This is a genomic window from Citrobacter sp. Awk 2 (genome assembly GCF_028069815.1).
In the GTDB taxonomy this organism is placed as follows: Bacteria; Pseudomonadota; Gammaproteobacteria; order Enterobacterales; family Enterobacteriaceae; genus Citrobacter.
Genome location: NZ_JANEWL010000012.1, coordinates 33,407 through 45,156 on the forward strand (window position 1 = coordinate 33,407; position 11,750 = coordinate 45,156).

Here is an 11,750-nt window from a genome sequence, read left to right on the forward strand (position 1 = left end):
TGACGTTCAGGGACAGCACAGGCTGTCCCTTTGTCATTTTCAGCGTTGACTACTGAGATAAAAATCATCCATTAACAGTGATTCCAGATACTGCTCATCTTCCCGTATAAAACCCACAATTACGCTAACCGCCCGCGCATAAAATCCCGCCTCATCACGCTGCTGGCAGCTATCACGAAACAAGGGTGCCCAACACATAATGTGATGATGCAAAAAGTAATATTGTGCAGATAGCGTTTCCTCTTTGGTCACCATCCTCGCCATCAATGCCAGCTGTATAGCGATATGATCGGAAGGCTCATTTTCCTGCGCAGCCAGCCCATGTTCAATCAACAGCACATTCATTTGTCGACGTTCTTCAGCCGCCGTTGTGTGCGGATAATGTCCCGCATACGGGGAAACACCGCCAGGCGGCGCCAGCAGAAATAACGTTGCAAAATCTGCGGCCAGCTCCAGTTGTCGGCTTTCACGACGCAGAACCTGCGTCAGGCTACGTTCCAGTTTTTTAACATCCAGCGAAAGCCCGGGGATACCCGCCAGCGACGCAAGCCACTGTCGGGTATCCTCGCTTTCAAGACGAGCGAGTTGTTTCTGGTCCAGCTCACGAAACAGCAATTGTGAAAACCACTGATAGACCGCAGCGCGTTGCTGACAAATAAGGTTATGCTGCATTTCCCCCCTCCTCTTTCACTATCTCCGGCCCACCAAATCCCGTGACCGGTGGAACGTGTTGCTGATAGCGCTCAACATCCACCAGCACAGTATGCGCTGAAGGCCCTTGCGCCAGTTGAGACGTACCAATATCTGCGCTCAGGACATTTGGATCGCCATAGGTACATAGCGTCCCGGCTTTCCCACCTTCCAGTGGGGAATACCATGCCCCTTCATGAATGCGGATCACGCCAGGGGTAAAATCAGGGCTAATCACCACCCCCGCCAGCACCTGACCGCGTGCGTTAAAGACCCGCGCAATATCCCCGGCTTTTAAACCCCGCGCGGCAGCATCTTGCTCGCTGATGTAAAGCGGTTCTCTTCCGGCTACCGCATACGTGCTGCGAAAAGCATCACTTGAGCACAACTGGGAGTGCAGGCGTTTATCCGGATGGCAGGATTGCAGGTGCAGTGGATATTTGTCTTTTTTACCCTGATGGCTACGTTCAAACGGCTCCATCCACACCGGATGCCCAGGGCAATCGTCATACTGAAAACCGGCGATCGTTTTGCTGTAAATTTCAATCAAACCTGATGGTGTACCCAGAGGATTAAGATCGGGCTGATCGCGAAATTCGCCATGACGAACCCACGGTTGTCCCGCGGGATATTCAACATACCCTTCACCTTTCCAGAACGTGTCAAAGTCTGGCAACGTGACACCGAGCGAGGCACCCATTTTGACGCCTTCGTCATAGAGCGCTTGTACCCACTGCATTTCATCGCGGTTTTCCCGGTATACCGTCTCCTTGTCAAAACGTTTACAGAGTCCGGCAAACACGTCGAAATCATGCCGCGCTTCATATTGCGGTTTGACGACCTGATGCAACGCCATCAGCCCCTTATTCGAATGAGTGCCAAACTGCTCAATATCATTGCGTTCAAAGCGTGTAGTAACAGGCAGGACAATATCGGCAAAACGACAGGATGCGGTCCATTGGTGATCTAACACCACCACGGTCTCCAGTTTCTTCCACGCCTCGATCATTCGGTTGCGATCCTGCTGGGCGTGGAACGGGTTAGCCGCGCTGAAGATCGCCATTTTAATGTCAGGGTAGATTAACGTCTCACCGTTAAAGGCGATCTTTTTGCCCGGTTCCAGCAGGCAATCAACAATACGTGAGGTAGGGATATGCTCAGATACACCGCGAAAATCCGGTTTATACTTCGCTTCTGGCGGATTGTTAATGCTCCCCAGACCAGAAAGTACCGGTCCGGCTGACGTCACCGTCCCTCCGCCGTTATAGTGCCAGCCGAACCCCACACCGCCGCCCGGTAACCCAATTTGACCGACCATACTGGCCAGCACCACCAGCATCCAGGGATACTGTTCGCCGTGGTGCATACGCTGTACGCACCAGCCGCCCATAAACTGCGTCCGGCCTTTCACCAACAGCCGGGCAAAATCACGGATCTGATCCGCCGTCAGTCCACAGATTTCCGCAGCCCACTCGGCGTTTTTCGGTTGCTTGTCTGTTTCTCCCATCAGGTAGGGTAAAAACTGCTCGAAGCCGACGGTGTAGTCGTTAATGAATGCTGTGTCGTACAGTTTTTCTTCATACAGGGTATGTGCGAGTGCCAGCAGTAACGCAACATCGGTTTGTGGTCGTAACGCCAGCTGTTCACACCCCAGAAAATTTTGTGATTTGCTCCGCACCGGATCAACGCTGATGACGCGCATTTTGCCTTGGGCGACGGCCTCTTTGATCTGCTGCCAGTAGCCAAACGCGTCGTGATCGGGAACCAAAAATTCAATCTGCAAATTCTTAATGGGATCACAGCCCCACAGTACGATGGTATTGCTGTTCTCGATAACCAGCGGCAGCGAGGTTTGCTGTTCATAGACTTCAAGCGAACCAATTACATGCGGCAAGATAACCTGGGCTGCAGCCGCTGAATAGTCGCCTACGGTCGTCACATAGCTACCATGCAAACCGAGCCCTCTGTCCATTGCACCGCCAGCCTTGTGGTATTTGCCCACCATTTGCCAATCCGCCAGCCCGGTAAAGACGCCGGATGAACCGTAGGTTTTTTGCACCCGCTCAAGCTCTTCATAAAACAGGTCCAGCGCCTGATCCCAGCTAACCCGCACAAAACGATTATCTCCCCGCTGGCTACGATCCGACTTCTCACGCTTGCGTAACCAGTCCAGTCGAACCATCGGATAACGAACCCGTGAAGGGTTGTAGACGATTTCACGTACCGCATTGAGCATATCGCACGGGTATTTGTCATGTTTGAACGGTCGCGTTTCCGTCCACTCGCCGTTAACCACTTTGGCTTCAAAAGCACCATAATGTGAGCCGGATTGGATCCATTGTTCGGGGTTTTCCCCCGCCGCCCATACTTTTGATATCAGCGGATTAGGCGCCAGCGCACTGGCTGCGCCAACCGCCAGCATTCCGGTCAGAAAACGACGGCGTGACGGATTAAAGTCATGAATATCCATATCTTATCCTTATTATTTGTTGGGTTCAGACACATCACTGGCGTGGGTCTGGAGGTATTTCAACAACGTACGTTCTTCCACCGGATTGAGTCGATAATACGTCGACATCGCTTTCAGTCCGGCAATCCAGCCATTGGCGGTGTATCGGGTAGCTGGCGGCGTGCTGTGACAGGCGCTACACGTCGATTGCAGCATCTGATCCGAGTACTCCCACACCGGAGTAATGCTATCGATGAGTCCCTGCGCGGAGGTCCATGCGGTCACACTCACCTGCTGCCATTCCTGATGCGAACCAGGGTCAGTCTGGGTTTGCAGGACTTTCACGTTTTCCATCAGTGAAGCATCAAGGACTGCGGAGAATACGCGTTTGCCCATATACTGGGTGATCACCCGCCCACGCCCCTTGCTTTCACGCCAGCCCGTCACTTCCAACTGGACGTTGTTCCCCTCTTTTTGCAGCACCTTGACCTGGGTTGCCGGAAATAACAGCGCTTTCCCTGCTGGTGCCCCCGCCGTAGCTGTTAGTGTTTTTTCGCTTAACGAAAACAGCGTCGTCGCAGTTGATAGTTTTTCCCCCTGCTGTTGTAGCTGCTTGTAGCGATCGCGAAAGCCACTGCTCATGTCCGGTTTGTGGTGCGCGATCCCTTTGTGACAGTCAATGCAGTTGCTGTCCTTCGCTGCCGCCGCCGTCATCTGTGCTGCGGCATTGGCGGATTGTTTTCCATGATCCATCGCTTCATAGCTGTGACACGATTTACAGGCTGCCGAATTGTTGGCACTCATCCGTGCCCACTCTCGCTGGGCGAGCTCAGCCCGTTTGGCATTGAACTTTTCCGGGGTATCAATCGAAGGTGAGATAAAGGTGTGGTAGAGATCGTTTAAGGCTTCGGTTTTGCGCACAAGCGTCGGGACGACTCCCGGGGGAATGTGGCAATCCTTACACTCCGCCCGTACACCAGAGGCATTACGAAAATGCACACTGGTCTTATACTCCTCTCCTGGTGTGCGCATCGAGTGGCACGATAAACAAAACTCCGTAGTGCTGGTGTAATGTACTCCCTGCCATGTTCCCCAAATTAAAATGGCCATTACAACTGCGCCACCTAACGCACACCAGAGCGCGTTCTTTTTTATCCACGACATACCTGCCTCCATTTTTTTAATAGCATCACGCTAAGGGATATTAAAAAGCAAAAATAGAGACAGCGATTTCAGATTATAGGAACAGCCTTAACTCTATGAGGCGTGTCAAAATAGCAATATGCTGAAACGTGTAATATGGCGTTATTGTTTAAACAAGGAATTTCCTCATGCTGACACTGTCTCTCAATAGGGAAAGTCGCACCCCGCTACAATTGCAGATCTTTCAATTTTACTTTCAGGCAATTCAGCAAGGCGATTTGCTTTGTGGGGATAAACTGCCTTCTATCCGCGAGCAGGCACAGACGCTAAATGTGGCCAAAATCACGGTAGTGATGGCGTATGAAAAACTGATGGCGGCAGGTTTTATTAAGAGCAGGCAGGGTATCGGCTATGAAGTCACATTTACGGCACCTATGCGTAGTCCCCCGGTACACGTGCCATCTGCGGAAGGCTCACCGCCGATAAAGCCTAAGCCTGCCGGTGTTTCTACCGATGTTTACGCTGAAATGGGGCGTGAGTGCTATTGCCGGATGGGTGTCCCTGACCCCAATGCGTTTCCCTGGTCAAGCTGGCGTAAATGGAATAATGCCCCCAGCGTACTTAAAGAGCAGCTACTGACTCGATATCATTCACCAAACGGATTATTTTCATTACGTGAGCAAATTGTCAGATACCTTAATTTATCCCGCGGCATTAATACCTGTGCACAAAACATCATCATTACTGATGGAATTCAGGAAGGATTATCACTGCTCAGCCAAATATTTATTATTCATCACACCCTAAGCCAGAATAAAAAATGTCACGTGGTCGCCGAATCACCTTGTTATTCTGGCGCATGGCATCTGTTTAATTATTATGGTGCCGATATTACGTCTATTGCCGTGGATAATCACGGGCTGTGCACCGATAATTTACCCGAGGTTGAAACCCAGCTTTGTTATGTGACCCCCGCTCATCAGTATCCAATGGGCAGTGTTCTGTCACTTGAACGACGTAAGTCATTACTCACGTGGGCACAGCGAGTGGGCGCCTGGATTATTGAAGACGATTACGACGCCGTATTTACGTATGGTGAGAATCCCCTTCCGGCACTGAAAGCCATGGATTACCACAACCGGGTTATCTACATGGGGACCTTCTCAAAAACGCTGGGACCGGGGGCACGTCTCGGTTACCTCGTTTGCCCTGATGAACTGCTGCCCGCCGTTCAAAATATGAAAGCGCTGAACAACAATGGTAGCCAGTGGTTATTGCAGCAGTTTTTAGCCGAGTTAATGCAAAACCAGGTGTTTTATACTCATCTCGGCAAGCTAGCCAGCAACTACGCAGCACGCCTCGCATTACTGCGTGATGGCTTATCAGCCCTGTTCCCTGAAGGAAAGATCGATGGTGCCTCGGCAGGGTTACATCTCTCATTACGCATTAACTGGTCGCCTGACGTCATCGCAAAACTACGCCAACGCTGCCTGCAGGCAGGGGTACGCTTTGATACATTACAGGAAATTGAAAACGGTTCAGAAACAGCCTGGCGGCAAAAAAATTCCGATGCGGTGATGTTCTTTGGTTTTGGCGGGTTGCAGGTGCCGCACCTCAGAAAGGTATTAAATGTACTGGAGCAGGAGATGTGTGCGTTATTACAGCAATAACAACGCACCTGAGTATTGCCGGGGGGCGGTACAAGCGCCATCCGGCAATTTATGGTCTCGTGTTGAACGAATTACAGCAGATCGCGGAACTGCGTTTTTTTCAGCGCCAGCTCCACGCCGCGAACTTCTGCCAGCCCTTTCAGGCGACCAATCGCGGAGTAGCCCGGATTCGTTTTCTTGTGCAGATCGTCAAGCATCTGATGTCCATGATCCGGGCGCATTGGGATCGGACGCAAATCACCCGCTTTCTTACGGCGTTGTTCTTCGCTCAAAATGGCTGCCACCACCGATACCATATCCACGTCACCCTGCAAGTGTGCGCCTTCGTGGAAGGTTTTCGGGTTTTCTTCACGGCAGGTTGAACGCAAGTGTGTGAAGTGAATACGATCGCCAAAGGTCTCAATCATTTTTACCAGATCGTTATCGGCGCGCACGCCGTACGAGCCGGTACACATGGTGAAACCATTATTGATGCTATCTACCGTTTCTTTCAGCCATTGCATATCTTCAATGGTCGACACGATACGTGGCAGACCGAGGATTGGCCGTGGCGGATCATCAGGATGCACTGCCAGACGTACGCCAACTTCCTCAGCAACAGGCACAATCGCCCGCAGGAATACAGCCATGTTATTGCGCAGATCGTCTTTGCTGATCCCATCATATTCCGCCAGGCGCGCGCGGAATTGATCCAGCGTATAACCTTCTTCGGCACCCGGCAGACCAGCAATAATGTTGCGGGTCAGCTTTTCAATGTCGGCAGCGGTCATTGCATTGAAATAATCCAGCGCCTGACGCTGCTCTTCAGCGGTGTAATCGGCTTCAGCCCCCGGACGTTGCAGAATGTGCAATTCAAAAGCCGCAAACGCAATCTGGTCGAAACGCAGCGCTTTGGACCCATCCGGTAGCTGATATTCAAGGTCGGTACGCGTCCAGTCCAGGATCGGCATGAAGTTGTAGCACACGGTATCAATGCCGCAGGTCGCCAGGTTTCGAATACTTTGCTGGTAGTTTGCAATCCACGTCTGATATTGGCCGGACTGTGTTTTGATGTCTTCGTGGACAGGGATACTTTCCACCACCGACCAGGTCAGCCCTTTTTCGGCCAGAATCGCCTGGCGCTTTTGAATTTCTTCTACGGGCCACACTTCACCGTTTGGAATGTGGTGCAAGGCGGTCACAACACCCGTTGCGCCAGCCTGACGCACATCATCAAGCGATACTGGATCGTTTGGTCCGTACCAACGCCAGGTTTGTTCCATTGCTTCACCTCACAAGTTGTTATACCAAATTAAACGACTTTTATGACGACTACCATACAGGCATCCGGTACATGATCAACACATCGCCCATCATTGATTGATCCAGCTCACATTACCCGGATAAATGAGGCACACCAATTCAATTTGTTGTCATATAACTTTATACTGCCATTGTTAATTAATGGTTAATCAGGTGTATTTAATGAAGACTATTGCCTCAGCGTCTCTTGCGGAAAATGTCGTGATGCCTCAGTACGATCGCCAACAGCTAAAAACGCGGATCGTACATTTTGGTTTCGGTGCATTTCATCGTGCCCATCAGGCGTTATTGACCGACCGGGTGCTAAATTCGCAGGGCGGAGACTGGGGGATTTGTGAGATCAGCCTGTTCAGCGGCGACCAACTGATGAGTCAGCTACGCGAGCAGGATCATTTATTTACCGTGCTGGAAAAAGGTGCGGCCGGTAACCAGCCAATTATCGTCGGGGCCGTCAACGAGTGCCTGAATGCAAAACTGGATTCGCTGGCTGCTATTATTGAGAAATTCTGCGAGCCTCAGGTCGCGATTGTCTCGTTAACCATTACGGAAAAAGGCTACTGTATCGATCCTGCCACCGGGTCACTCGATATCACTAACCCGCGTATTATTCACGATCTGCAAGTACCGGATGAACCCCACTCTGCACCGGGTATTATTGTTGAGGCACTGCACCGCCGACGTCAACGTGGGCTGCAACCGTTTACTGTCCTCTCCTGTGATAACATCCCGGACAATGGTCATGTGGTAAAAAACGCCGTACTGGGAATGGCGGAGAATCGCTCGCCTGAGTTGGCTAACTGGATACAGGAGCACGTCAGTTTCCCGGGAACCATGGTAGACCGGATTGTCCCGGCAGCGACTGAAGAATCACTGGATGAAATTGCCCGCGAATTAGGCGTGGCAGACCCATGCGCAATCAGTTGCGAGCCGTTTATTCAGTGGGTCATTGAGGACCATTTTGTCAGCGGCCGTCCGCAATGGGAAATGGCCGGTGTACAGATGGTTGATGATGTTTTGCCGTGGGAGCAAATGAAACTACGGATGCTGAACGGTAGCCATTCGTTTCTCGCTTACCTCGGCTATCTGGCGGGATTCCAGCATATCAGCGACTGTATGCAGGACCCCACATTTCGCGAAGCGGCTCACCGCCTGATGCTCAGCGAACAAGCCCCGACGCTGCGCATCACCAATGTCGATTTAGACCAGTATGCCGACAGCCTGCTGGAACGCTTTGCCAATCCGGCGCTAAAACATAAAACCTGGCAAATCGCGATGGATGGCAGCCAAAAATTACCCCAACGTATGCTGGACGGGATTCGCGTTCATTTAGCACGTCAAAGCGAGTGGCCGCTGCTGGCACTCGGCATTGCGGGCTGGATGCGCTACGTAAGCGGAATTGATGATTCAGGTGCAATTATTGATATTCGTGACCCGATGAGTGACAAAATCCGCACTATCGTCGAACAGAGTACGGAATCAGAACGCGTCAGCGCGCTGCTTTCACTGCATGAAATCTTCGACACAGACCTCGCACAGAACCCACAATTCGTCGATACCGTGGAACGCGCCTGGCAACGTATCGCCCAGTACGGTGCACATCAGGCTGTCATCGAGACGTTAAAAAGTTAACGATTTCTGCCATTAAACAGGACGAAGTTCGTCTTCGTCCTCTATGCCCTTCTCTTTTCCCCCGTTTTTCGCCAGGATTGTTAAAAGCCATTACGGTAATTTATGATTCTGGAGTAAACGTGACTAAAACCAATCTCATCACGGGTTTTCTCGGCAGTGGCAAAACCACATCTATTCTTCATCTATTGGCCAACAAAGACCCCGCAGAGAAGTGGGCCGTTCTGGTCAATGAGTTTGGCGAAGTGGGTATCGACGGCGCACTGCTCGCTGATAGCGGCGCATTGCTCAAAGAGATCCCCGGTGGCTGTATGTGCTGCGTTAATGGTTTGCCCATGCAGGTTGGCCTCAATACGCTGTTACGTCAGGGAAAACCGGATCGGCTGCTGATTGAGCCCACCGGTCTCGGACATCCCAAACAGATTCTGGATTTACTGACCGCGCCGGTTTACGAACCGTGGATCGACTTGCGCGCAACGATTTGTATCCTTGATCCGCGCCTGTTGCTGGATGAAAAAAGCGTAGCGAATGAGAATTTCCGCGATCAGTTGGCATCTGCCGATATCATCGTTGCCAATAAATCCGATCGTGCCACGACAGAAAGCGAAATTGCGCTGCAAACCTGGTGGCAACACTACGGCGGCAACCGCCAGTTAGTTCACGCCGATCATGGGCAAATCGACGGACAATTACTGGATTTGCCCCGGCTGAATCTGACGGAGCTTCCTTCCAGCGCGGCACATACTCACCAGCATGCTGATAAAAAAGGGCTGGCAGCTCTAAGCCTGCCTGCGCAGCAACGCTGGCGTCGCAGTCTGAACAGCGGTCAGGGGCATCAGGCCTGCGGCTGGATTTTTGACGCTGACACGGTGTTCGATACCATCGGCCTGCTGGAATGGTCACGTCTCGCCCCTGTTGGGCGTGTGAAGGGAGTGATGCGTATTAAAGAGGGGCTGGTGCGTATCAATCGTCAGGGTGAGGACTGGCATATTGAGACGCAAAACGTCGCTCCTCCTGATAGCCGTATTGAACTCATCTCCGATACCGAGACCGACTGGAATGCATTACAGAGTGCATTGTTGAGGCTTCGTTTAGACGTTGGCGCGTAAGGTTGCCTCCGTTTTATGGCAATGGTAAACGACGATGAAAACCCGATACCCACAAATACTCCTGCTTAATATTGCTGGTCTGGCGCTATTTCTGTCCTGGTACCTTCCACACGGGCATGGGTTCTGGTTTTCTCTTGATTCGGGCATCTTCCACTTCTTCAATCATAAGCTGGTTGAGAGCCCGCTCTTTCTGTGGATTGTCGCTGTCACCAATAACCGGGCATTTGACGGCTGTTCATTATTGGCGATGGGTACATTAATGCTGAGTTTTTGGCTAAAAGAAACGCAGGAAGGTCGTCGCCGTATTGTGGCAATTGGGCTGGTGATGCTGCTAACTGCGGTGATATTAAACCAGTTGGGCCAGGCGCTTATTCCGGTTAAGCGCGCCAGCCCCACTCTCACATTCGATAATATTAATCGCGTCAGCGAGCTGCTGCATATTTCAACAAAAGATGCGTCCAGAGACAGTTTTCCTGGCGATCACGGTATGATGCTGCTTATTTTTTCCGCATTTATGCTGCGTTATTTCGGAAAAGTCGCAGGAATAATCGGCCTTATTATCACTGTGGTTTTTGCCTTTCCACGCGTAATGATCGGCGCGCATTGGCTCACAGATATCGTGGTAGGTTCAATGACCGTCGTATTGATTGGCTTGCCCTGGTGGTTAATGACGCCATTAAGCGATCGCCTGGTTATGCTGTTTGCCCATTATCTTCCCGGTAAAAATAAACAATTTTTAAACAAATAACGCAGAGTAATTAACATCATCAGGGATACTTCTGATTTCCTGATGATATCTGCCGGGAATTTATCATTCTGACTGTCATTCTCCTGTCATATTATTCCTGTTTAAAATGAATGAATTGCGTGTTTTTTACTCTATCTGTTCTTAATTTAGCCAATGCAGTTTATTCACTTTCTGTATCACTTTTTCTTATAAGAAATCACATAAAATCACTCGCAATGACCGGAGCGATCGGGTAACCTCAGACTCGTTTTGCCTCGCGGGATAATTATTCACTATAAGAATAAATTTGTGCGTTCTGCCACAGATTTGACCTTAAAGAATTGTCTCATCATGCGTTGGTAATTAGTCTCGTCACGTTTGGCATTTTTTATAACGATATTTATCGTTAAGGACTTCAAGGGAAAACAAACAAAATGGTCAAATCTCAACCGATTTTGAGATATATCTTGCGGGGGATTCCCGCGATAGCAGTTGCGGTTCTGCTTTCTGCATGTAGCACAACAAACACCGCGAAGAATATGCATTCTGAGACGCATGCTGTGGGTAATGGAGATAACTCTTCACTGCAAGCCTCTCAGGATGAATTTGAAAGTATGGTACGTAATATCGATGTTAAATCACGTATTATGGATCAATACGCTGACTGGAAAGGCGTGCGTTACCGCCTTGGCGGCAGCACTAAAAAAGGTATTGATTGTTCAAGCTTCGTACAGCGTACGTTCCGCGAGCAATTTGGTTTAGAGCTTCCGCGCTCAACCTACGAGCAACAGGAAACGGGCAAATCCGTTTCGCGCACTAATCTGCGCACAGGCGATCTGGTTCTGTTCCGTGCGGGTTCCACCGGCCGTCACGTCGGTATCTATATCGGCAATAACCAGTTTGTACATGCCTCGACCAGCAGTGGCGTTATCATTTCCAGCATGAACGAGCCTTACTGGAAAAAACGTTACAACGAAGCTCGCCGGGTCCTGAGCCGCAGTTAATTTCGTTTGGCAGCTATCCCTTGGCTATCC

Annotated in this window: 9 protein-coding genes; 5 read left to right on the plus strand and 4 right to left on the minus strand. The window is 50.7% G+C overall.

The window, feature by feature from the left end; all coding sequences use genetic code 11:
- Nucleotides 1-39 precede the first annotated feature (39 nt).
- The 3 genes from torD to torC are packed head-to-tail and all read right to left on the minus strand — an operon-like array spanning nucleotide 40 to nucleotide 4,303.
- Complete coding sequence (torD, locus tag NNO02_RS05480; protein WP_271454360.1) at nucleotides 40-672, minus strand: molecular chaperone TorD; 633 nt, start codon at nucleotides 670-672, stop codon at nucleotides 40-42.
- Nucleotides 662-3,160 (minus strand): trimethylamine-N-oxide reductase TorA, encoded by a 2,499-nt coding sequence (gene torA / locus NNO02_RS05485; RefSeq protein WP_271454361.1) that lies wholly within the window; start codon nucleotides 3,158-3,160, stop codon nucleotides 662-664. Before torA ends, torD begins: the two co-directional genes overlap by 11 nt.
- A 12-nt stretch (nucleotides 3,161-3,172) precedes the next feature.
- Nucleotides 3,173-4,303, minus strand: a complete 1,131-nt coding sequence (torC, locus tag NNO02_RS05490) for a pentaheme c-type cytochrome TorC (RefSeq protein WP_271454362.1) — start codon at nucleotides 4,301-4,303, stop codon at nucleotides 3,173-3,175.
- 167 nt (nucleotides 4,304-4,470) lie between these two features.
- On the opposite strand from torC, the gene pdxR reads away from it, so the two are divergent.
- On the plus strand, nucleotides 4,471-5,952 hold the full coding sequence (gene pdxR, locus NNO02_RS05495; RefSeq protein ID WP_271454363.1) for a MocR-like pyridoxine biosynthesis transcription factor PdxR: 1,482 nt from the start codon (nucleotides 4,471-4,473) through the stop codon (nucleotides 5,950-5,952).
- A 71-nt stretch (nucleotides 5,953-6,023) separates the two neighbouring features.
- On the opposite strand, the gene uxuA is transcribed toward pdxR, so the two are convergent.
- Complete coding sequence (gene uxuA / locus NNO02_RS05500) at nucleotides 6,024-7,214, minus strand: mannonate dehydratase (RefSeq protein ID WP_271440082.1); 1,191 nt, start codon at nucleotides 7,212-7,214, stop codon at nucleotides 6,024-6,026.
- Between the two features lie 202 nt (nucleotides 7,215-7,416).
- Here uxuA and NNO02_RS05505 point away from each other — a divergent pair, with 202 nt between their 5' ends.
- From NNO02_RS05505 to mepS, 4 genes are all read left to right on the plus strand, one after another.
- Nucleotides 7,417-8,883 carry a mannitol dehydrogenase family protein gene (locus tag NNO02_RS05505; protein WP_271454364.1) on the plus strand — a complete coding sequence of 489 codons (1,467 nt, stop codon included), beginning with the start codon at nucleotides 7,417-7,419 and terminating at the stop codon, nucleotides 8,881-8,883.
- Nucleotides 8,884-9,002: 119 nt separating this feature from the next.
- Entirely contained in the window at nucleotides 9,003-9,989 is a 987-nt protein-coding gene (locus NNO02_RS05510; RefSeq protein ID WP_271440084.1) for a CobW family GTP-binding protein, read from the plus strand.
- Between the two features lie 34 nt (nucleotides 9,990-10,023).
- Nucleotides 10,024-10,737, plus strand: a complete 714-nt coding sequence (locus NNO02_RS05515; RefSeq protein WP_271440085.1) for a phosphatase PAP2 family protein — start codon at nucleotides 10,024-10,026, stop codon at nucleotides 10,735-10,737.
- 413 nt (nucleotides 10,738-11,150) lie between these two features.
- On the plus strand, nucleotides 11,151-11,720 hold the full coding sequence (gene mepS / locus NNO02_RS05520) for a bifunctional murein DD-endopeptidase/murein LD-carboxypeptidase (protein ID WP_121584825.1): 570 nt from the start codon (nucleotides 11,151-11,153) through the stop codon (nucleotides 11,718-11,720).
- Nucleotides 11,721-11,750: the final 30 nt, after the last annotated feature.